The organism is Flavobacterium beibuense, assembly GCF_004151245.1.
In the GTDB taxonomy this organism is placed as follows: Bacteria; Bacteroidota; Bacteroidia; order Flavobacteriales; family Flavobacteriaceae; genus Flavobacterium; species Flavobacterium beibuense_A.
The window spans coordinates 290,795-312,004 of sequence record NZ_JUIW01000002.1 but is presented as its reverse complement, the minus strand read 5'-3'; the positions used below and the strand labels follow the sequence as shown (position 1 = coordinate 312,004).

Here is a 21,210-nt window from a genome sequence, read left to right as displayed (position 1 = left end):
ATAGGCTTTAGGCCTTTGTATTATTTAGTAAAAGTTATTAAATGCTGATAAACTTTATCAACCGGCATCCCCACAACATTTACATATGAGCCTTCTATTTTAGCAATTGCCACAAGCCCAATCCATTCCTGTATACCATAAGCACCAGCCTTATCATAAGGCCTGTAATTATCAAGATAATAATTTATCTCATCGTCGCTAAGGGTATTAAAAGATACTCTGGTTGTTTCATTAAAAATATGGGATTTGCTGTTACTTTTTATGCAAACTGAAGTAATTACTTCGTGAACATTTCCTGATAAAGCCTTTAGCATGACAAAAGCATCATTTTTATCAGTTGGTTTGCCTAATGCCTTATTGTTATGCCAAACAATTGTATCGCTGGTTATAAGGATATCATTATCAGACAGTGTATCGAGTAGGGCAGCGGCTTTCAATTCAGCCAAATAGTCCGTAATTTCTGCTCCCTGTAAATTTTCAGGATAAACCTCCTCCACATCCTTTAATCGGATTTCAAAGTCTATATCCAGTTCTTTCATAAACTTCTGCCTTCTGGGTGAACCGGAGGCAAGTATAACATTGTAATCTTTTAATTTTTCCTTAAGCATTGTTCTGAATATTAAAAGTTATTACTACTATAGATAATGCCGCAAAAGCCAATACAATTTTTAAAACCAGACTTAACCTGTCAAAGTCTTTTTCTGTTTTTGCAGTCCATAATCCTATCATAAAATAAATAAGCGGGCCAAGAACAAACAATAAAAGATAGATTAGCGCATAAAGTAGCGTTGCCTTATCATTAATAAGATAAGTGTTAGCATAATAAAGTAGTAATCCTACAGGTATTAGAGACAATACAAAAGCAGCTTTTGCCATTCTTTCCTTGCCTAAAGCAATAGGAAGAGTGTTTATCCCTTCATTATAGTCCTTATTTACATCTCGTATGTTTTTTACAATTTCTCTTATAAAGCTTATCACAAATGTAAAAATGGAAAAATCTATAAAAATGCCAAACAGCGTACCTAAATATTTTTGATTTTCAGGTGTAATCATTGGGTATAGATCATAAATACCCACAACAAGTATACTTATTGCGACTAAAAAAGCTATAATAAGGTTATTTACTACTATAGTATATTTAAGATTAGTAGCATAAAAATACATTGTAGCAGCTATTAAGATGAAAAGTAAAGCAAATCCGGGTTTACCAATAAGATTTGACAAATAAAAACCTATACCTACACCAACAATATTAAGTGCGGCATAAAGATTATACCCCTTTGCTTCGCTTATACCAAAGTTAATCTCGCTGTTACCATCTATTATATTATTAATCAAAAAACCTCCTGCAGCAATACATACACAAGAGAAAACCAGCATAAGAAACTGCAACTGATTCAACGCAAGTGTTAATCCTTGCTGTTGCTCTAAGAAGCCGTAGCGAAACGCACAAAAGGTAAATGCTAAGAATAATAGGTTTCCGTATCGTATAAGTCTGGCTGATTTCATTTTATGGGTTAAATAAGTTTATGTTCTGTGTGTTTTCTTAATTTAATTTTAGTCGTATTTGGCATTAAAATGTTCCATCCATTTACCCTGTACTTTCATTACCTGTTCTATAACGTCCCTTACACAGCCTGTACCTCCGTTTTTGTGAGATATATACCTGCTAAGTTCTTTAATTTCAGGGGCTGCATCCTGCGGGCATGTAGGTAAGCCTACCAGTTTCATTACATGATAATCAGGGATATCATCTCCCATATAAAGTACCTGTTCAGGTTTAATATTGTAAATATCAGTAAACTCGTCAAAGGTTTCTACTTTGTCAGAAACTCCAAGGTAAATGTCTGTTATTCCTAAATTTCTTAATCTTACACGAACACCTTCGTTACTGCCTCCGGAAATAATACAAACAGTATAACCGTTCTCTACAGCAGCTTTCATAGCATATCCGTCACGAATATTCATATTTCTAAGCATTTCTCCGGTAGGAGTTACGTGTATGGTACCATCAGTAAGAACTCCGTCCACATCAAAAATAAATGTGGTAATGTCGTTCATTAATTCTTTATAGCTTTTTGACATTTTGAATGGATTGCGTAATTAACTTGTATATTTCTTTTTGTTTTTCGTCTGTAATAAAATCAAGGTGTTTTTCTATAGTCTGTTTGTCATTCCTGACAGCAGGACCTGTTTGGGCCTTTACCGGATCCAGATATAAAACTTTATCGGCCGTTTCAAGAATCAAAGGCTTCAAAATATCAAACGGAATATCATTCTGACTACAAATATCACTTCCTATAGCATACATATGGTTAGCAAAATTGCTTACAAAAACAGCGGCCACATGTAAAGCTTTACGTTGTTGCGAACTGATATTATATACACTCTTTGTTATCTGATTGGCTAACTGTTCTAAAATAGAATAATCTTCATTTCTTTCACTTTCTAAACAAAGCGGGATGATACTAAAATTTACCTCTTTGTTTTTAGAAAAAGTCTGTAATGGATAGAACACGCCTCGCCTGTTTTTTGAATCAAGTTGTTCCATAGCCACGCTTCCCGAAGTATGCACCGCTAACTTTCCTGAAAAGGGTAGGGAAGAAGATACCTGTGCTATAGCATCATCTGTTACGGAAATAATATAAATATCGGCCTCCTTAATTGAGTCGGTAGAATTGGTTATTTTTTGAGGTTCTAGCAAATGAGCCAGGTTCTCTGGATTTCGGGCGAAAACCTGTACAAGCTCAACATCCTTAGCCTCTTTAAAAACAGCTATCAGATGCTGCGCTACATTACCCGACCCTATAACGACTACTTTTAACATGGTCGCTAAATTATTAAAAATAAAGCTGGCATTATAAAAAAATGCCAGCTTTAATGTGTTGATATTTTTATTCCTCTTTTATCCAGGAATTGTCTGTTCCGTCAATATCCGGTAAAAACCTTCCAGGGTCTATGTCTATAATCTTAACTTTTTTAGACGATTTTAAAAGATATTTCCATTCGTTACCTCTTTGCCAAACTTCCACAGGCAGTGTTCTTATTTCGCTTGAATTGTCATCATAAATTACTTTAAATACCACCGGCATAGGGATATCACCTTTGTTAGTAAATGTAATTATGGTTGAATCGTTGTCGTATTGAGACACATTGGTTACTGCCAGGTTTACATTACCATTACCCACAAACCAACCTTTCCAGAACCAGTTAAGGTTTTCTCCGGCAACATTTTCCATACAATTATAAAAATCTGAAGGTTGAGGGTGTTTGAATGCCCATTTGTTTATGTAGGTTTTAAAGGCATTGTCAAAACGCTCATGTCCCAAAATATATTCCCTTAACATAATAAGGCCTGTTGCCGGCTTGTAATAAGCAGTATAGGCAAGGTTCATACTTTTTGCAACATCAGGATAGGTAGAAACACTTTCCCTGCCGCTCCATCTAAACCACATCACGCGATTACGGCTTTTTGCAACATCAGATGTATACTCACCATTGTTAAAGTTAACCGTACTATAGTAATTGATAAAAGTATTAAAACCTTCATCCATCCATGCATAACGGCGTTCGTTTGAGCCTACAATCATAGGGAACCAGTTGTGTCCGAATTCATGATCGGTAACATCCCATAAATCGGCTTCACGGCTTCTGGCATGGCAGAAAGAAACTCCCGGATACTCCATACCTCCTGCATTTGAAGCAACGTTTACTGCGTTTGGATAAGGGTACTCATACCACATTTTAGAATAATGCTCTATAGATGCTTTAGTATATTCGGTAGAGCGCCCCCATGCTTTATCTCCGTCGCTTTCTTTTGTATAAACCGACTGCGCCATTGCTTTCTTACCACTTGGCAGGTTTATTTTTGCGGCATCCCATATAAAGTTCTTCGCTGCTGCAAAAGCCACATCACGTGTATTTTCCATTTTAAAATGCCATGTAAGCTTACCATTTTGTACCGGTCTGGTTACAGAAGTGTTTCCTGCTTCTTTAGGAGAAATAACATAAACAGTCTTATCGCTTGAAGCGGCTTTTTCAAGGCGATTTAACTCTTCTTTAGTTAGTACGTCTTTAGCATTAATAAGTTCTCCTGAACCTACAACTATATAATTATAAGGTACGGTTATTTTATAATCGAAATTACCATACTCAACATAAAACTCACCGGCACCTAAATAAGGTTCGGTATTCCAGCCAACAACATCATCATACACGGCAGCTCTTGGGTACCATTGTGCCATAGAGTAGGTTACACCTTCTTTGGTTTTGTATTGGCCCATTCTGTCCATACCTTCCTGAGGGATTTTAAATTCAAAATCCATACTAACGATTCCTTTACCGCCTTTAGCAGCTATAGGTTTATCAAAGAAAACCTGCATTCTGGTATCGGTTATCAGGTAACGGTTAGATTCTTTTCCGCCACTGTTCGCTGCAAGTTTACTTATTTTAAGTCCGCCATCAGTATCTCCTGAGTACCTGTTCCCTGCTACAGGGGTTGTTAATGTACCTCTTGAATCTTGGGTAAAACGGTTTTGTTCCACATACATCCAAACAAAATCCAAATCCTGTGGACTGTTGTTATGGTATGTCATGGTAAGCTTACCCTTTAAAATGTTGTTCACATCATCAAGTTCGGCTTCAATAACATAGTCAGCCCCGTTTTGCCAGTACTCCGGCCCCGGCACTCCTGATGCAGCCCTGTAAACATTGCCGCGCCTGTACATAAAATCGTCAAACTTATCCTGATTATTTGGCTCAGCCTCCTGAGCAAATGATGTAAACCCCATAAGGCACACCAGTAAGGTACAATAGATTCTTTTCATTAATAATGTTTAGTTTTTCAGTTGATATAAGCTTATCAAAAACAAAAGCTTTAAAGCAAAAATAAGTAACAGACTTTATAAAAAGTATATGAGGCAGAAATTTCCTTAAATTTTTAATAGTTAAAATAAACTTTAAAAATGAAGTTTTAAGTACTTTTGCAACAATTTAAAAACAATATTTTCCACTCTAACATGGATAAAGTATTCTCCTTCCTTTCTTCTACACGCTTAATGGCCGTTCTTTTTATAGTTTTTGCAGCTGCTATGGGAATAGGCACTTTTATAGAAGACGCATACAATACAGAAACTGCAAGATTGTATATCTACAACGCAAGATGGTTTGAAGTCATTATGATTATTTTCATAATTAACTTTATAGGTAATATAAAACGCTACCAGCTTCATAAAAAAGAAAAATGGGCTACATTACTGCTTCACCTTTCTTTTATATTAATTATTCTGGGGGCTTTTGTTACACGTTATATCAGTTATGAAGGAATGATGCCGATAAGGGAAGGGGAGACTGAGAATCATTTCTATTCTGATAAAACATATCTTACTGTTCTTGTTGATGGTGAGTATAAGGGAGAGATGAGAAGAAGGACTTTTTCTAAAGAACTCCTTATGACTCCCGAAGGCGATAAGCCTTGGTTTATAGGAATGTTGGGAAGTAATCATTTCACTATAAACGAAAAATTTGACGAAACTCCTTTTTCAATAGAATACAAAGATTTTTTACTTGGGGCTAAAGATACCATAGTTGAAGATAAAGACGGTGTAAACTATATTAAAATGGTAGAAGCCGGAGACGGTGGCCGTCATGAGCACTACCTTAAAGAAGGTGAGGTTCAAAGTATTCATAATATCCTTTTTGCTTTTAACAAGCCAACAGAAGGTGCGGTAAACATTAATTCTGTTCAGGATATTTATACAATTAACTCTGCTTTTGGAGGTAATTTTATGCGAATGGCAGACAGAATGGAGGGCGTTGTTTATGCTGATTCAATACAGCCGTTAATGTTCAGATCCCTATATAATGTTGCAGGATCTCAATTTGTATTTCCTGATGCTCCTATAAAAGGAAAAATGATTTACATATCTAACGAAGACTATAAAACCAAAGAAGATGCTGCCCTTACGGTTACTATTAAAAACGAAGGGGTAGAGAAGGATGTAACTCTTTTAGGAGGTAAACAAAAAATGGGAGTACCACAATCAATAAAAATAGGCAGTCTTGAATATACCCTTATTTATGGCAGTAAAACTTACGAACTTCCATTTGATATAAAGCTTAATGATTTCATAGCAGAAAAGTACCCAGGCACAGAATCGAGCTATGCTTCATTTGAAAGTAAAGTGACTGTGTTAGATAAAGAAGAAGAAAACACTTTTGACACCCGTATTTACATGAACCATGTACTGGACTACAGAGGTTATCGCTTTTTCCAAGCCGGATTTGATCCGGATGAAAAAGGGACTAAACTATCGGTTAACCACGATTTTTGGGGAACATGGATCAGTTATATAGGTTATTTTTTACTGTATTTAGGTTTGATGGGAATATTATTTACTAAGGATACACGCTTTGGCGATCTTAAAAGAAAGCTTGATAAGGTAAGAGCTAAAAAAGCAGAACAAGCTAAGGCAATCAGTTTAATGATATTACTTTTACTGGGCTTTACAGGATATTCTCAACATGTTCATGAGGTTCCCAATGAAAAACAACTTGATTCTATAATAAGTACTTATAAAGTAAGTAAGGAACATGCTGCTAAATTTGGTCGTGTAATTATACAGGATGCCGGAGGTAGGATGAAGCCTGTAAACACTTTTGCTTCAGAACTTTTAAGGAAAGTGAGTAAAAAAGATACTTACAAGGATCTGAATGCCGATCAGGTATTTTTATCTATAACTCACCTGCCGGAAGTTTGGTATAATGTACCTATTATTTATCTGAAGAGAAATAATGACAGTCTTAGAATTGTAGCCGGATTAGAAAAAGATGCTGAGTATGCTGCTTTGGCAGATTTCTTCGATCAACAGGGTAATTACAAGCTTTCCAAAACCTTAGAAAGAGCTTACAGGGAAACAGTACCTAATCAGTTTGATAAGGACTATATGGATATTGATAAAAGAATAAACCTTTTATATTCTGCCCTTAGCGGAAGTGTCCTGAAAGTATTTCCTGTGCCTAACGATCCTAATAATAAATGGGTGTCTTATAATGAAGCCGGAGAAATTAAAAATGAAGATTTACAAAAGGCCAAAAATATATTACCTTTCTATGTACAGGCAATAGAAAAGGCCTCTCAGGATAAAGATTATACTCTGGCCAACAGTGTGGTAGAAGGACTTACAAATTATCAGCATAAATTTGGAGGTAAAGTAATGCCTAGTGACGATAAGGTGAGTGCTGAAATAGCATATAATAAATATGATATTTTTAAAAATCTTTACAAAATGTATGCATGTGTAGGGATTTTAATGTTTGTGTTTGTAATAATTAAAATATTTAATTCCAGAAAATGGATAAATACAACCGTTAAGACTTTCCATGTTATAACAATAGTTTTATTTGTATTACATACCGCCGGACTTATTGCACGTTGGTATGTATCCGGGCATGCGCCGTGGAGTAATGCTTATGAGTCGGTTATATTTGTAGCATGGTCAACAATGTTTTTTGGTTTGGCATTTGGGCGTAAATCAGAACTTACGGTACCTGCAACAGCATTTGTAGCTGCAATAGTACTTTGGGTAGCACACCAAAGCTGGACAGACCCTGAAATAGGTAACCTTGTTCCTGTACTAAACTCTTACTGGTTAATGATTCACGTAGCAGTAATTGTAGGTAGCTACGGTCCGTTTACATTAGGTATGGTTCTGGGTCTTGTGTCTATGTTATTAATGCTGTCTACTAATAGTAAGAACAAGAAGATAATGAGCCTTAACATCAAGGAAATAACATATATCAATGAAATGGCTTTAACCGTTGGTTTGGTAATGTTAACTATTGGCAACTTCCTTGGAGGACAATGGGCAAATGAGAGTTGGGGACGTTACTGGGGCTGGGACCCGAAAGAAACCTGGGCTTTGGTAAGTATCATGGTTTATGCGTTTGTTATACACATGCGTTTTGTACCAAAATTAAGAGGACTATGGATATTCAACTTCTTTAGTGTATTGGCTTATGCCTCTATATTAATGACTTATTTTGGTGTGAATTTCTATCTTACGGGATTACACTCTTATGCGAGCGGAGAGGTGAGGACCCCAATGTATTTCTTCTGGATGGCTCTGGGAGTTTTCATTCTTGGAGGATTCTCTTTTGTTCAGTACTGGAAACATTTAAGAAAAAACAAATAAAATTAAAAGCCCCTTAAATAAGGGGCTTTTTTAATGCTTTTTATGTCGTTTGTTTCGGCTTTCACTGTAATGGTTTTGTACTGTGTTTATAAACTGAAGTATAATACCTATACCCAAAATGATGTAAATAATGGTGAAAATTTTTCCAAGATCTGTTTGAGGGGAAAAATCACCAAAACCTATTGTCGTTAATGTAACTACAGAAAAATATAGTGAATCTATAATACCCCAACCCTCTATGTAATGGTAAGATACTGTTCCTATTATTAAAATTATTGCTGTAGTATAGAGAAGATCCCTATACTCCCTGTTTTTTAAGAAACTGAATATGGTATGAAAAAAAAACATTGGCTATAATGTTGTATTATAAGTTTAAATATACTGAATTCTTTAGCTTAACCGATTTTTTATTTAATTTTACAGTAAAATAAAATCATGAAAAAAATTGTAGTACTGGCCTTAGGGCTAATCGTTTTTATAAGTTGTAAAGACAGCACTCAGAAAGAAATAGCAGGAACTACCAAGACTGCTCAAACCATAGAAAATACAGAATCCATGTCTAAAGAAAACATATATAAGTTTAAAGTAAAAGACCTTTACGGTGAAGATTTTGACTTCTCAACCCTTAAAGGGAAAAAAGTAATAATTGTAAATACAGCTTCTAAATGCGGACTTACGCCACAGTATGAAGAACTTGAAGCGCTTTACAAAGAATATCAGGATAAAGGACTTGTTATTGTAGGTTTCCCGGCAAATAACTTTGCAAGTCAGGAACCTGGTTCTAACGAAGAAATCGCGTCATTTTGCCAGAAAAACTACGGGGTTACGTTCCCAATGATGTCTAAAATATCTGTAAAAGGAGATGATATGGCTCCAATTTACCATTTCCTTACAGAAAAAAGTAAAAACGGACTTCAGGATAGCGAAGTGGAGTGGAATTTCCAAAAGTACCTTATCAACGAGAATGGCGAACTTGTAAAGGTTGTTAGTCCGCGTACTACGCCTAAAGATCCTGAAATTGTAAACTGGATCAAATCATAATAAGCCTTTGGCTTAATTTCCGCATAATAAAGAACGACTTAAATGATGTACCCTAAAATACCTTTAGCCCAAAGCATTATTGAAATATGCAGGGTTAAAGGCGTTACTGATATTGTAATATCCCCAGGATCACGTAATGCACCTCTTACCATAGGTTTTGCTAATAATCCGGCTTTTAAATGCTACAGTATTGCCGATGAGCGCTGTGCTGCATTTTTTGCCACAGGTATGGCACAACAGCTTAAAAAGCCTGTTGCTGTAGTTTGTACTTCAGGATCGGCATTGCTGAATTATTATCCTGCCGTGGCCGAAGCATTTTACAGTCAGATACCATTAATAGTTATCTCTGCCGACAGGCCTCATGATAAAATTGATATAGGTGACGGACAAACCATCCGTCAGGAAAATGTTTATGCCAATCATATTATCTATTCAGCGAACCTGTTGGAGGAGGCTTCTCACGAGAACGACAATAAGATAAATGTAGCTATAGAAAAAGCTATTAGTGAGAAGGGTCCTGTGCATATAAATGCTCCTTTTGAAGAGCCTTTATATGATGTGGTTGAAGAATTATCTGTTACTCCAAACATTCAGGATATTGCTTTTGAAAACCATTTTGCAGAGGATTTAAGTCCTTATGTTGAAAAATGGAATATAGCCAAAAAGAAACTGGTACTGGTAGGTGTTAATGATCCTAACTCAATAGATGCTGCCATAATTGAACGTTTGGCAGAAGATCCTTCTGTAGTTGTAATGACTGAAACAACCTCAAACTTACATCATAAAAACTTCCTTAACAGTATTGATGTTATTATAACTCCTTTTACAGACGAAGATTTTAAGGCATTTAGCCCGGAAATACTATTGACTTTTGGGGGGATGGTAGTTTCAAAGCGTATTAAGGCGTTTTTAAGGACATACAAACCACACGAACATTGGCATATAGATACTTTAAGGGCTTATGATACCTTTGATGCTTTAACCAAGCATTTTATAGCAGAACCAAACGCTTTTCTAAACCGTTTTTTACCTGCTACTCATTATGTTGAAAGTAGTTATAACAAAAGAGCTCAGGAAGTAAAAGCCTACAGAAAACTTAAACATAATGAATATCTTATCGATATTCCGTTTAGCGACTTTAAAGTATTTGAGAAATTATTACCGGCTTTACCGGACAACAGTCAGTTGCAGATAAGCAACAGTTCAGCAATACGCTATGCGCAGCTTTTTGATATAAAGTCTACCGTAGAAGTATTTTGTAACAGAGGTACAAGCGGTATAGACGGCAGTACATCAACAGCTATTGGCGCAGCTTTAGCAAGTGGTAAAGAAAGCATAATGCTTACAGGAGATATTAGCTTCTTTTATGACAGTAATGCATTATGGAACAGCTATATTCCAAAAGATTTTAAAATCATACTTATTAATAACGGAGGTGGCGGTATCTTTAGGATATTACCGGGACATCAGGAAAATCAGGTATTTAATACCTATTTTGAAACTGAACATAATCAGACCGCAGAGCATTTAGCTAAAATGTTTGGATTTGAATACCATACTGCTACTAATGAACCCGAACTGGAAAGTCAATTGGAAAGTTTCTTCAGTAATTCGGGACAACCAAAAATACTGGAGATATTTACTCCTGTAAAGCTCAATGACAAAATACTTAAAGAATATTTTAAAGCACTGACTTAAAGAGTTTTGTAGCGCAAAACTTCGTACATTTATAACATATAATAGCTCAAATGATAGAGATAGGACAATATAATACGCTTAAGATAGAAAGAGATACCAGTGTAGGACTGTATTTAACAGATGGTAGTAAAGATGTACTGCTTCCTAATAAGTATGTGCCACGCAAATTTGAAATAGGTGATGAACTGGCTGTATTTGTATATCTTGACCATGAGGAAAGGCTGGTAGCCACTACTTTAAAACCTTATATAACCCTTAATGATTTTGCCTATTTAAGAGTAAGTTATATTAATAAATTCGGTGCTTTTGTTGACTGGGGTCTTGAGAAGGACTTGTTTGTGCCTTTTAGGGAGCAGGCGAGACCAATGGAAAAAAGCAAGCGTTACCTAATCCATATGTATATTGATGAAAAAACAGGCAGACTTGTAGGTTCCAGTAAACTAAGTCGTTTTCTTGATAATGAAGAGCTTTCTGTTGAAGTAGGAGAGGAAGTTGACCTTATTGTTTCTCATATTACCGATATGGGTATTAATGTAATTATCAATGGTAAACATAAAGGGCTTCTTTATAAAGATGAAGTATATGAAGAGCTTAGGACAGGTGATCGTGTGAATGGATTTATTAAAGCCATAAGACCTGATAATAAGATAGATGTTTCTTTACAAAAAGCAGGAGTTGAAGGTATTGAGCCTAATGCCGAAAAGATACTTGAAGAGCTTCGTGATAGTCGAGGTTTTTTACGTCTTACTGACGACAGCCATCCTGAAGACATAAAATCGGTTCTTAAGATGAGTAAAAAAGCTTTTAAAAAGGCAATTGGTTCATTATATAAACAAAGGCTTATTGAAATAAAAGAAGACGGTATTTATCTTATAAAAGACTAATTCAACATTATGTCATTACATAATTTTAAAAACTGGACAGATAATCTTAACGAACAGGATGAAAAATTACCTGTATTATTTATTGGTCACGGTTCTCCTATGAATGGCATAGAGGATAATGAGTTCTCACAAACATGGTCTAAAATGGGGAAAGGGATGACCCGCCCAAAGGCTGTTATTGTAGTTTCTGCTCACTGGCTTACCAGAGGAACACACATAACAGCAATGGAAGACCCAAAAACAATTCACGATTTTGGCGGTTTCCCTCAGAAATTGTTTGATGTTCAGTATCCTGCTAAAGGAAATCCTGAACTGGCTAAAGAAACAGCAAAACTTATTACAAGCACACAGGTAGGTTTAGACCACGATTGGGGATTAGATCATGGTACCTGGACAGTAGTAAGGCATATGTACCCTAATGCTGATATTCCGGTATTACAGTTAAGTATAGATTATAGCAAGCCTGCTTCTTATCACTATGAGCTTGCTAAACAACTTTCTTTATTACGTAAAAAAGGCGTACTGATTATTGGTAGTGGAAACATGGTTCATAATCTTAGAATGATTGACTGGAAAAAGTTAAACGAACCTGATTATGGCTTTGACTGGGCCATAGAAATGAACAATGTCTTTAAGGAAAAGATAACTGACGGAAACCATAAAGCCCTGATAGATTATGAAAATCTGAATAAAGCAGCTAAGTTGGCTATACCAACGCCTGATCACTACTATCCGCTAATGTACATTTTGGGATTACAGGATAATAAAGACGATTTAAGCTTCTTTAATGATAAAATGGTGGGAGGTTCCCTTAATATGACTTCGGTAAAAATTGGTTAGACCAATTAATCAAACAAATCTTCATCGGCATCTTTCATTGGGTATACACCAAACAAAGGAGCCAGTTTAGAAACCTTATAAGGCTTATAGCTGAATTTATTAGACAGGGCTATAATAGTTACCGTATCTTTTTTAAGGGTAACATAGGATGAAGTATTACCATGCCACCATCCGTTATGGTAAAACAGTTTTTCACCGGTTTTCCATTCACGAAGGCGAATACCTAAGCCGTAATTCTTAACTCCCTTACTCTCATAACTATAACCTTTAAAAACCTGTTTTACAAGCTCAGGATTTAAAAAGTCGTGAGAATAGGTAGCCATATCAAATTTAAGTAAGTCTCTTGGAGTTGAATAGATATTCTTATCACCATATACATCGTCAAGGAAATCAAAACCGTATAGTACGTTATTGCCTTTATAAGAACGGCTGGCAGTTTCTTTATCCTCTTCATAATTAAACACATAAGTATCGTTCATTTCAAGAGGTTCAAAAATTATCTTTTTCATGGCATCCCTGTAATTCATCTTCGTGACCTTTTCAATTACAAGAGCCAGCATAGCATAATTAGTATTGCAATAACCGAATTTTTTGTCCGGTTTAAAGTAAAGATCAAATTTGTGTTTTGCCATAAGATCAAGAATATCCTGATTATGCAGCATACTACGGTCCCAAATCTTACTGTCATCACAAAAATAGGCGTAATTAGGCAGTCCGCTTCTGTGATTTAACAACATTTTTATGGTAATATCCTCATAAGGAAATTCAGGAAGTATAGCGTTTACCTTTTGATCCAGTTCCAGCTTTTTAAAGTCAATAAGCTTAAGTATAACAGCAGCAGTTAAAACCTTACTTACCGAAGCCAGGTGTAGCGGTGTATGTGAATCGATTTCTTCTTTAGTGTTTCTGTTCGCCAATCCTCCATAAGTTTCATATAATACTTCCCCATTTTTTGCAACCAGAAAACCTCCGCTTAAATTATCCTTAGGCCATATATGATTGTAAAAATTATCAATACCGGCTTTTTTAGAGTTGATATAGCTTTGTGGTACTTTGTTTAATTTTATATTAAGAGGTTTAATTCTTAAAACAGTATCCTTTTCTACTTTTTTTACATGTTGGGCTATTACAGGCTTCTCTTTTTTACATGATGTCGCTGTAGTAAATAATAGTATAAAAGGTATAAATCTTAAAAACTTCATTCTTTATAATTGTGTATTCTATATGTGAGGAAAAAGCGTGGAAGCGCAAATATAAATAATTGAAACTTTTTTACCCTTCTTTTTTATCAAGGTTAACACTTTAAATAGCAGTTTTATTATACAGCACCCCTAAGTTTTTGAGATAAAGTAATTTATGGAGTATACCTTTTTTCAGTTAGGTAATTTTATTGGCAAATGCAAAAAATGGCTTATTTTTACGGGAAATATTATACAGACATGAGTACTATAGACTGGAAAACCGTAAAGGAATTTGAAGATATAACCTATAAAAAATGTAACGGCGTTGCCCGTATAGCTTTTAATAGACCGGATGTAAGGAACGCTTTCAGGCCTAAAACCACGAGCGAACTTTTTGAAGCATTTCTTGATGCCAGGGAAGATACCTCAATAGGGGTAGTGTTACTCTCTGCAGAAGGCCCTTCTTCTAAAGACGGGGTTTATTCATTTTGTAGCGGCGGTGATCAAAAAGCACGCGGACATCAGGGTTATGTAGGTGACGACGGTATGCACAGGCTTAATATTCTTGAAGTACAGCGTTTAATACGTTTTATGCCTAAAGTGGTTATAGCTGTTGTTCCTGGCTGGGCAGTAGGAGGAGGGCATAGCCTCCATGTAGTTTGCGACCTTACCCTTGCCAGTAAAGAACATGCAATATTTAAACAGACTGATGCGGATGTTACCAGTTTTGACGGTGGATACGGCTCGGCTTACCTGGCCAAAATGGTAGGACAGAAACGTGCCCGTGAGATATTCTTTTTAGGAAGAAACTATTCGGCTCAGGAAGCTTATGAAATGGGAATGGTAAATGCTGTTATCCCTCATGCTGAACTTGAAGATACTGCCTATGAATGGGCGCAGGAAATATTAGATAAATCTCCAACATCTATTAAGATGCTTAAGTTTGCCTTTAACCTTACTGATGACGGAATGGTAGGGCAACAGGTATTTGCAGGAGAAGCTACCCGTTTAACTTACATGACAGAAGAGGCTAAAGAAGGCCGTGATGCTTTCCTTGAAAAAAGAAAGCCTAACTTTAGGGATATCAAATGGATACCATAAACAACGAATTTGAAAATAATGTTATAGATACTGCTTCCTTACCTAAATTTGAGGAAGCAGCTCTTACTGTATTACAGCCTGATTACAGAAAAATAATGTTTTTTAATGTAGCTCTTGTTTATACAATAATTGCTATAGCGGGTGGCTCAGCTTTATATTTTATAGAACAGACCAGGGATTATATAATCCCTGCAATTATAATATATACTGTCTTTCTTTTTTTAAGTATAGTACTTACCAACTTAAGTTTTAAAAACAGGGGATTTGCTTTTCGTAATCACGATGTAATTTACAAAAGTGGCGTTATCTCTACTACAGTCACAATTATCCCTTACAACAGGGTACAGCACGTTGCTTTACACGAGGGTATACTTTCCAGAAAATTCGGACTTGCTTCAGTAGAAGTATTTACTGCGGGCGGCGACAGTAGTGACATAAAAATATCAGGCATAGAAAAACAACAGGCTGAAAATATAAAACAGCTTTTGGTTGGTAAAATATTAAAGCAGGAGAACGCAAATGAAGAGTGATTTCAGTAAACCGCAACGACAGTCTTTAGTAGGTGTTGTGGTTATGTTTGCCGACACTTTTCAGGGTGCAATACGTGCTTTATGGCCTATACTTATTGTTTGGATATTTAGGTTTAAAGAACTTAATAAACTCTCTGTTTTAGCAGGAGCCGGAGTCATTATCGTTTTGGTCGGCATCATAGCTTACCTTAAGTACCTGAATTTTACTTTCTTTCTTGATGAGAAAAATGAAGAGTTTGTTATCCGTAAAGGAATTTTAAACAAAAGCAGGCTCGCAATCCCTTTAGATAAAATACAGCAGGTAAACATTAATCAGTCACTTATACAAAGGATAATTAATGTTTATGCTTTAGAAGTTGATACTGCGGGTAGTAGCAAAAAGGAGGTGTCTATTAGGGCTATCGATCATAATCTGGCACTTTTACTTAAGGAAAGATTGCTGGAAAACGAAAATGAAGTTACTGAAAATAGTGATATTTCTAGAGAAGGTGAGTTAAAGATAAGACAGTACGAAAAGGAATATCCTTTTATCCAAATAAGCTTTATTACGCTTTTAAAAACAGGTATTACATCAAACTACACACGTAGCTTTGCCTTACTTTTTGCCTTTTTTATCTCTATTTATCAATATATTGAAGATATAATTCAGGCAACAGGTTATGAAGAAGATCCGTTAGAGGAATATATAAACGCCGAGTTATTCCTTAGGTTTATAACTACTATTGTTATTATCATATTAGTACTTACATTGGTAGTAAACCTTTTACGCACCATTATCAAGTACTTTGATTTTAAAATCACTCGTAAACAAAACTCTCTGTTACTTTCTTTCGGATTAATAAATACTAAAAGTACTATTATTCGCCCTGAAAAGGTACAGATTCTTGCTGTTGGGAGAAACTTCTTTCAGAAGAAACTAAAAATACAGGATATTAGAATACGTCAGGCATACAACCAGACATCTAATAAAGACCATTTAAAATCGGCTATAGAAATACCCGGTTGTAATGATAGTGAAAAAGATGCCCTGATGCAGTTCCTTTTAGGTAAAATACCTGAAAAGGGGCTTGGTTTAAAGCCTAATATACGTAAAGTACTATTTCAGATCGTAAAAGCAATTCTTATCCCTTCAGGAATTTATTTCTTTTTAGTTTACCTGTCTCCGGAAATGATAGATTATGTAATGTTCCTTGCTGTATATATACTTTTTGTAAGCATTATTATTTTCTTTTCTTTCAGAAACTACAAACTCTTTGTAAATAATAATTTCATTATCAAACAAAGCGGAGCTTGGGATATAAGCACAGAGATACTGGCACCTCACAAAATACAGGGAGTTAGCCTTACACAGTACTTTTGGCATAAAAATCCTGATATAGGAATCGTAACTTTGCATACGGCTGGTGGTAACCTTACTTTTGGATTAACAGGGTACACAAAGCTTAAGGGACTGGTTAATTATTGGCTGTATCAGGTAGAGACAACCGATAAGAACTGGATGTAATATTAAAATTAATTTTTTTGACTATATAAATGGCAAACGCAAAAGCCTGGCTTGAAGCCGCACGATTAAGAACTTTACCATTATCAGTATCCGGAATACTTGTTGGTAGTTTTTATGCTTTTTCACAAGGAATGAAAAACTGGAGCATATTTGCTTTCGCATTACTAACTACTTTAGGTTTACAGGTACTTTCAAACTTTGCAAACGATTATGGTGATGGTGTAAAAGGTACCGACAACGAAAATCGTATTGGCCCTCAGCGTGCTATACAAAGTGGTGCTATTACTGTTGGTGCTATGAAAAAGGGTATTATAATAACATCATTATTAACCCTTGTGGCTGCAGTAATGCTTATTTACTTGTCTTTTGGTAAAGAGAACCTTACGTACTCACTATTCTTTTTCTTTTTAGGATTGGCGGCAATTGCTGCAGCCATAAAATATACTGTTGGTAATTCGGCTTACGGTTATAAAGGATTGGGGGATTTGTTTGTATTTATCTTTTTCGGCCTGGTAAGTGTTTTGGGTTGCTATTTCTTATTTGCAAGACAGCTTGATGTCTTAATTATACTACCTGCAATATCGATAGGCTTGTTAAGTGTAGCCGTATTAAACCTAAACAATATGCGCGATCAGGTTTCCGATGCCATGTCAGGTAAAAACACACTGGTAGTAAAAATGGGTGCTAAAAAAGCTAAGATATATCATTATACAATAATCTTAACGGCATTGTTTTTAACACTTCTATTTGCTATCTTGTATAACTTTAAACCACTACAGTACCTGTTTTTAATAGCTTATGTTCCGTTTTTACTTCACATAAAAACAGTTAGCAAAAATACTGTTCCCCGTGAACTGGATCCGGAACTGAAGAAGGTAGCCTTAGGTACTTTTTTATTGTCGGTTTTACTTAGTATTGTTTTACAGTTTTAAAAATAGACAACATACAACTATAAAATTATGAAGATAACATATTACGGACATGCGAGCCTTGGAATAAAAGTAGGAGGCAAAAATATAATTGTCGATCCTTTTATTACGGCAAACGAACTGGCTAAACACATTGACATCATGGAGCTTAAAGCTGATTATATTCTAATCACCCATGCTCACGGAGACCACATTCTTGACGTAGAGGCTATTGCACAAAACACAGGCGCTACAATTGTTTCTAATGCCGAGATTGCCGGATATTACGAAAAGAAAGGTTTCAAAACGCATCCAATGAATCATGGAGGAAGCTGGAATTTTGATTTTGGTAAAGTAAAATATGTTACAGCTATCCACTCAAGCTCTTTCCCTGATGGTACTTATGGTGGTAATCAGGGTGGTTTTGTAATTGAAGGTGAGCATAAAAATATTTATATTGCAGGAGATACGGCACTTACTTATGATATGAAATTGATTCCGCTTCGAACAAAGTTAGACTTAGCCATATTACCTATAGGTAGCAACTTTACAATGGATGTTGAAGATGCCATAATAGCTTCAGACTTCCTTGAATGTGATAAAGTACTGGGATATCATTATGATACTTTTGGCTACATTAAGATTGATCATGAAGATGCCAAAAAGAAATTCTATGATAAGGATAAAGATTTAATGCTTTTGGAAATAGGTGGATCTTTAGAATTATAATGAAGGCTTCATACAAAAAATATATATTAAAATTTAAACGCCCCAGCGGAACTTCGCGGGGCGTTCTTACTGAAAAAGAAACCTGGTTTCTCATTTTAGAAGAAAATGGCAAAACCGGAATAGGGGAGTGTGGTATACTTCGAAGCCTTAGTATTGATGACCGGCCCGATTATGAAGAGAAACTTAAATGGGTTTGTGAAAATATCAGATTAGGCAAGGATAAACTATGGGATGAACTTATTGAGTTTCCATCTATTCAGTTTGGCGTAGAAATGGCTTTTCAGTCACTTGAGTCAGAAAATCCATTTTTACTTTTCCCTTCTCAATTTACTTCCGGACAAGAAAACATTCCCATAAACGGACTTGTATGGATGGGGGAAGAGCAGTTTATGAAGGAGCAGATTGAGGATAAACTGAAGCAGGGTTTCAATTGCATAAAGCTTAAAATTGGCGCTATCGATTTTACAAAAGAACTAGCTCTTTTAGAATTTATAAGAGGTAATTTTAGTGCTAAACAAATTGAAATAAGGGTTGATGCTAACGGTGCTTTTACCTCAAGTGAAGCATTAGTTAAATTAAATCAATTATCAAAATTTCAATTACATAGCATTGAACAACCAATTAAACAGCATCAACCAGATAGTATGACTGAGTTATGTAGAGAGACTCCGCTACCTATTGCTCTTGATGAAGAACTGATTGGTGTTTTTGGCAAAGAAAACAAGGAAAGTCTGTTACAAAAAATAAAGCCACAATACATTATTTTAAAGCCCAGCCTTGTAGGGGGGGTTAAAGGTAGCATGGAATGGATTGAATTAGCCGAAAAATACGATATCAGCTGGTGGATAACATCTGCATTGGAGAGTAACATTGGACTTAACGCTATAGCACAATGGACATTTACCTTAAATAATCCTATGCCGCAGGGATTAGGAACCGGCGGATTATACACCAATAACTTTGATTGTCCTCTGGAGGTAAAACAGGGACAATTAATTTATAATAAAGAACTTAGCTGGAATGTAAATTTGTAACTTTAAGCCGAATAATTTCTTGCTATGAATTATAAAACCTACATACCAACAGAAAACCTGAACCCTTATGTTCGTTTTTTCTGGTCTCTGGACAACAGTATGGAGATTGCTCCATTACAAAGTTTCAGGGCAATGGCCGATGGTTGCCCCGGCATTATATTTCAGCATCCTGATGATGGTAGTTTTTATCAAAAAGAAAAAGCATTACCTCAGGTATTCCTTTACGGACAATCAACAAAATTTACAGAGCTTAACTTAAAGGGGAAACTGAATGCTATAGGCATTTATCTTCATCCCAGTTCGTTAAAACTTATTTTCGGACTCAATCCGGAAGAGCTTACCGATTCCTGTCTTGATGTAAATGAACTTTGTAAGAAAACAGGATTTTCTCTTTTAGAACAGCTTAATGATGCCAAAACTGCTAAACAACGTATAGAAATTCTTTCTGCATTTCTTTTTCTGCATATTAAAGCTAATGACTTTAATAAAAATGAAGTCATGGCTTATGCATTATCAGCCATTATGCGGTCGGGAGGGAACATTATACTTCGAGATTTGCAGGAACAGTTACAGATGTCTGAACGTACATTTGAAAGAAAATTTAAAGAATATGTAGGTATTACACCTAAACTTTTTACAAGAATATGCCGTTTTCAGTCTTCACTTAATCAAATGAGGAATAATACTTTTGAAAAGCTCTCTGATGTTGCTTTTGAAAATGATTATTCCGATCAGTCTCATTTTATACGTTCCTTTAGGGAGTTTGCAGGTTTTTCCCCTAACCAGTATCAAAACTTGTCTAAAGAAGTGGTAGAAAACCTTTCGCAACTAAAGAAATAACCTGTTGTCGGGTTTATTCTATTTTTAGGATTATGCCTGCCATAATTTTGGCATTATTAATCAAAAAAGGATAAACTATGAACTTAATTATTTTTGGAGCTTCCGGAGGAACAGGGAAGCTTTTAACTCAGCAGGCATTACAAAACGGATACAATGTAACAGCTTATGTGCGCACTCCTGAAAATTTCACTCTTAAACATCCTAAACTTAAAGTAGTAAAAGGAGATGTTTTAAATCCTGTAGAAGTAGAACATGCCATTTACGGTCATGATGCTGTTTTATCATGTATAGGCTCACCAGCAAATAAAATAGGTGTAATACGTTCTCAGGGAACCAAAAATATTATTGAAGCAATGAATAAAGCCGGAATAAAACGCTTTATATGCCAAACCTCATTAGGATATGGAGACAGCGTAAAGACACTTGACAGGACTCCCTGGTATTTTAAACACCTTATAGTACCTTACATTTTAAAAAAAGGTTTTGCCGATCATGCCTTACAGGAAAAACATATAAAAGAAAGTAACCTGGAGTGGGTAATAGCTAGGCCGGGAAATCTTACTGATGGCAATCACACAGGCAGATACCAGCATGGTTTTGCTGCAGATTCAAAAAATATTCAGGTAAAAATATCGAGGGCAGATGTAGCAGATTTTATGCTGAAACAAATAGAAAGCGATACATACCTGAGAAAAACTCCCGGGTTATCTTATTAAACAAAAAAACAG

At 35.6% G+C, this 21,210-nt stretch carries 20 protein-coding genes; 13 read left to right on the top strand and 7 right to left on the bottom strand.

Going from position 1 to position 21,210, the window contains the following annotated elements:
* Nucleotides 1-20 precede the first annotated feature (20 nt).
* From NU09_RS03515 to NU09_RS03495, 5 genes are all read right to left on the bottom strand, one after another.
* Nucleotides 21-608, bottom strand: coding sequence for a Maf family nucleotide pyrophosphatase (locus tag NU09_RS03515; RefSeq protein WP_129749873.1), 588 nt, complete (start codon nucleotides 606-608; stop codon nucleotides 21-23).
* Nucleotides 601-1,509 carry a geranylgeranylglycerol-phosphate geranylgeranyltransferase gene (locus tag NU09_RS03510; RefSeq protein ID WP_129749872.1) on the bottom strand — a complete coding sequence of 303 codons (909 nt, stop codon included), beginning with the start codon at nucleotides 1,507-1,509 and terminating at the stop codon, nucleotides 601-603. Before NU09_RS03510 ends, NU09_RS03515 begins: the two co-directional genes overlap by 8 nt.
* A gap of 48 nt (nucleotides 1,510-1,557) precedes the next feature.
* Complete coding sequence (locus NU09_RS03505) at nucleotides 1,558-2,085, bottom strand: KdsC family phosphatase (protein WP_129749871.1); 528 nt, start codon at nucleotides 2,083-2,085, stop codon at nucleotides 1,558-1,560.
* A complete protein-coding gene (locus NU09_RS03500; RefSeq protein ID WP_129749870.1) occupies nucleotides 2,069-2,827 on the bottom strand; it encodes a Rossmann-like and DUF2520 domain-containing protein in 759 nt (252 codons plus the stop codon). Before NU09_RS03500 ends, NU09_RS03505 begins: the two co-directional genes overlap by 17 nt.
* Nucleotides 2,828-2,894: 67 nt before the next feature.
* Nucleotides 2,895-4,826, bottom strand: coding sequence for a M1 family metallopeptidase (locus NU09_RS03495; protein ID WP_129749869.1), 1,932 nt, complete (start codon nucleotides 4,824-4,826; stop codon nucleotides 2,895-2,897).
* Between the two features lie 192 nt (nucleotides 4,827-5,018).
* Between NU09_RS03495 and ccsA the strand changes: the two genes are divergently transcribed.
* Nucleotides 5,019-8,192: a cytochrome c biogenesis protein gene (gene ccsA, locus NU09_RS03490; protein WP_129749868.1), complete on the top strand. Its 3,174-nt coding sequence runs from the start codon at nucleotides 5,019-5,021 to the stop codon at nucleotides 8,190-8,192.
* A gap of 30 nt (nucleotides 8,193-8,222) precedes the next feature.
* On the opposite strand, the gene NU09_RS03485 is transcribed toward ccsA, so the two are convergent.
* A complete protein-coding gene (locus tag NU09_RS03485; protein ID WP_129749867.1) occupies nucleotides 8,223-8,540 on the bottom strand; it encodes a potassium channel family protein in 318 nt (105 codons plus the stop codon).
* Between the two features lie 87 nt (nucleotides 8,541-8,627).
* Here NU09_RS03485 and NU09_RS03480 point away from each other — a divergent pair, with 87 nt between their 5' ends.
* The 4 genes from NU09_RS03480 to ygiD are packed head-to-tail and all read left to right on the top strand — an operon-like array spanning nucleotide 8,628 to nucleotide 12,655.
* On the top strand, nucleotides 8,628-9,233 hold the full coding sequence (locus NU09_RS03480; protein ID WP_129749866.1) for a glutathione peroxidase: 606 nt from the start codon (nucleotides 8,628-8,630) through the stop codon (nucleotides 9,231-9,233).
* Nucleotides 9,234-9,275: 42 nt separating this feature from the next.
* Nucleotides 9,276-10,931, top strand: coding sequence for a 2-succinyl-5-enolpyruvyl-6-hydroxy-3-cyclohexene-1-carboxylic-acid synthase (menD, locus tag NU09_RS03475; RefSeq protein ID WP_129749865.1), 1,656 nt, complete (start codon nucleotides 9,276-9,278; stop codon nucleotides 10,929-10,931).
* Nucleotides 10,932-10,981: 50 nt separating this feature from the next.
* Nucleotides 10,982-11,815: a S1 RNA-binding domain-containing protein gene (locus NU09_RS03470; RefSeq protein WP_129749864.1), complete on the top strand. Its 834-nt coding sequence runs from the start codon at nucleotides 10,982-10,984 to the stop codon at nucleotides 11,813-11,815.
* 9 nt (nucleotides 11,816-11,824) lie between these two features.
* Nucleotides 11,825-12,655: a 4,5-DOPA dioxygenase extradiol gene (gene ygiD, locus NU09_RS03465; protein WP_129749863.1), complete on the top strand. Its 831-nt coding sequence runs from the start codon at nucleotides 11,825-11,827 to the stop codon at nucleotides 12,653-12,655.
* A 5-nt stretch (nucleotides 12,656-12,660) separates the two neighbouring features.
* Here ygiD and NU09_RS03460 read toward each other — a convergent pair whose 3' ends face one another.
* Nucleotides 12,661-13,857: a serine hydrolase domain-containing protein gene (locus NU09_RS03460; RefSeq protein ID WP_129749862.1), complete on the bottom strand. Its 1,197-nt coding sequence runs from the start codon at nucleotides 13,855-13,857 to the stop codon at nucleotides 12,661-12,663.
* A 237-nt stretch (nucleotides 13,858-14,094) separates the two neighbouring features.
* Between NU09_RS03460 and NU09_RS03455 the strand changes: the two genes are divergently transcribed.
* The 8 genes from NU09_RS03455 to NU09_RS03420 all read left to right on the top strand — a co-directional run bounded on the left by NU09_RS03455 (nucleotide 14,095) and on the right by NU09_RS03420 (nucleotide 21,198).
* Entirely contained in the window at nucleotides 14,095-14,937 is an 843-nt protein-coding gene (locus NU09_RS03455; RefSeq protein ID WP_129749977.1) for a 1,4-dihydroxy-2-naphthoyl-CoA synthase, read from the top strand.
* Complete coding sequence (locus NU09_RS03450; protein WP_129749861.1) at nucleotides 14,925-15,467, top strand: PH domain-containing protein; 543 nt, start codon at nucleotides 14,925-14,927, stop codon at nucleotides 15,465-15,467. Before NU09_RS03455 ends, NU09_RS03450 begins: the two co-directional genes overlap by 13 nt.
* The gene (locus NU09_RS03445; RefSeq protein WP_129749860.1) at nucleotides 15,457-16,971 is read left to right on the top strand and encodes a PH domain-containing protein; all 1,515 of its coding nucleotides are present in this window, start codon (nucleotides 15,457-15,459) and stop codon (nucleotides 16,969-16,971) included. The genes NU09_RS03450 and NU09_RS03445 overlap by 11 nt, the downstream gene beginning before the upstream one ends.
* A gap of 29 nt (nucleotides 16,972-17,000) precedes the next feature.
* Nucleotides 17,001-17,903: a 1,4-dihydroxy-2-naphthoate polyprenyltransferase gene (locus NU09_RS03440; protein WP_129749859.1), complete on the top strand. Its 903-nt coding sequence runs from the start codon at nucleotides 17,001-17,003 to the stop codon at nucleotides 17,901-17,903.
* A 27-nt stretch (nucleotides 17,904-17,930) separates the two neighbouring features.
* A complete protein-coding gene (locus NU09_RS03435) occupies nucleotides 17,931-18,608 on the top strand; it encodes a metal-dependent hydrolase (protein WP_129749858.1) in 678 nt (225 codons plus the stop codon).
* Nucleotides 18,608-19,642: an o-succinylbenzoate synthase gene (locus tag NU09_RS03430; protein WP_129749857.1), complete on the top strand. Its 1,035-nt coding sequence runs from the start codon at nucleotides 18,608-18,610 to the stop codon at nucleotides 19,640-19,642. Before NU09_RS03435 ends, NU09_RS03430 begins: the two co-directional genes overlap by 1 nt.
* Nucleotides 19,643-19,666: 24 nt before the next feature.
* Nucleotides 19,667-20,482, top strand: coding sequence for a helix-turn-helix transcriptional regulator (locus tag NU09_RS03425; RefSeq protein ID WP_129749856.1), 816 nt, complete (start codon nucleotides 19,667-19,669; stop codon nucleotides 20,480-20,482).
* A 77-nt stretch (nucleotides 20,483-20,559) separates the two neighbouring features.
* On the top strand, nucleotides 20,560-21,198 hold the full coding sequence (locus NU09_RS03420; protein WP_129749855.1) for an NAD(P)-dependent oxidoreductase: 639 nt from the start codon (nucleotides 20,560-20,562) through the stop codon (nucleotides 21,196-21,198).
* Nucleotides 21,199-21,210: the final 12 nt, after the last annotated feature.

Excerpts from the sequence above, each read along its gene's own strand:
- NU09_RS03500 (WP_129749870.1), bottom strand. The coding sequence starts at position 2,827 with ATGTTAAAAGTAGTCGTTATAGGGTCGGGTAATGTAGCGCAGCATCTG.
- NU09_RS03515 (WP_129749873.1), bottom strand. The coding sequence starts at position 608 with ATGCTTAAGGAAAAATTAAAAGATTACAATGTTATACTTGCCTCCGGT.
- NU09_RS03445 (WP_129749860.1), top strand. The coding sequence starts at position 15,457 with ATGAAGAGTGATTTCAGTAAACCGCAACGACAGTCTTTAGTAGGTGTT.
- NU09_RS03480 (WP_129749866.1), top strand. The coding sequence starts at position 8,628 with ATGAAAAAAATTGTAGTACTGGCCTTAGGGCTAATCGTTTTTATAAGT.
- NU09_RS03485 (WP_129749867.1), bottom strand. The coding sequence starts at position 8,540 with ATGTTTTTTTTTCATACCATATTCAGTTTCTTAAAAAACAGGGAGTAT.
- ccsA (WP_129749868.1), top strand. The coding sequence starts at position 5,019 with ATGGATAAAGTATTCTCCTTCCTTTCTTCTACACGCTTAATGGCCGTT.
- NU09_RS03425 (WP_129749856.1), top strand. The coding sequence starts at position 19,667 with ATGAATTATAAAACCTACATACCAACAGAAAACCTGAACCCTTATGTT.
- NU09_RS03470 (WP_129749864.1), top strand. The coding sequence starts at position 10,982 with ATGATAGAGATAGGACAATATAATACGCTTAAGATAGAAAGAGATACC.
- NU09_RS03495 (WP_129749869.1), bottom strand. The coding sequence starts at position 4,826 with ATGAAAAGAATCTATTGTACCTTACTGGTGTGCCTTATGGGGTTTACA.
- NU09_RS03460 (WP_129749862.1), bottom strand. The coding sequence starts at position 13,857 with ATGAAGTTTTTAAGATTTATACCTTTTATACTATTATTTACTACAGCG.
- NU09_RS03510 (WP_129749872.1), bottom strand. The coding sequence starts at position 1,509 with ATGAAATCAGCCAGACTTATACGATACGGAAACCTATTATTCTTAGCA.
- ygiD (WP_129749863.1), top strand. The coding sequence starts at position 11,825 with ATGTCATTACATAATTTTAAAAACTGGACAGATAATCTTAACGAACAG.
- NU09_RS03505 (WP_129749871.1), bottom strand. The coding sequence starts at position 2,085 with ATGTCAAAAAGCTATAAAGAATTAATGAACGACATTACCACATTTATT.
- NU09_RS03450 (WP_129749861.1), top strand. The coding sequence starts at position 14,925 with ATGGATACCATAAACAACGAATTTGAAAATAATGTTATAGATACTGCT.
- NU09_RS03430 (WP_129749857.1), top strand. The coding sequence starts at position 18,608 with ATGAAGGCTTCATACAAAAAATATATATTAAAATTTAAACGCCCCAGC.
- menD (WP_129749865.1), top strand. The coding sequence starts at position 9,276 with ATGATGTACCCTAAAATACCTTTAGCCCAAAGCATTATTGAAATATGC.
- NU09_RS03435 (WP_129749858.1), top strand. The coding sequence starts at position 17,931 with ATGAAGATAACATATTACGGACATGCGAGCCTTGGAATAAAAGTAGGA.
- NU09_RS03440 (WP_129749859.1), top strand. The coding sequence starts at position 17,001 with ATGGCAAACGCAAAAGCCTGGCTTGAAGCCGCACGATTAAGAACTTTA.
- NU09_RS03420 (WP_129749855.1), top strand. The coding sequence starts at position 20,560 with ATGAACTTAATTATTTTTGGAGCTTCCGGAGGAACAGGGAAGCTTTTA.
- NU09_RS03455 (WP_129749977.1), top strand. The coding sequence starts at position 14,095 with ATGAGTACTATAGACTGGAAAACCGTAAAGGAATTTGAAGATATAACC.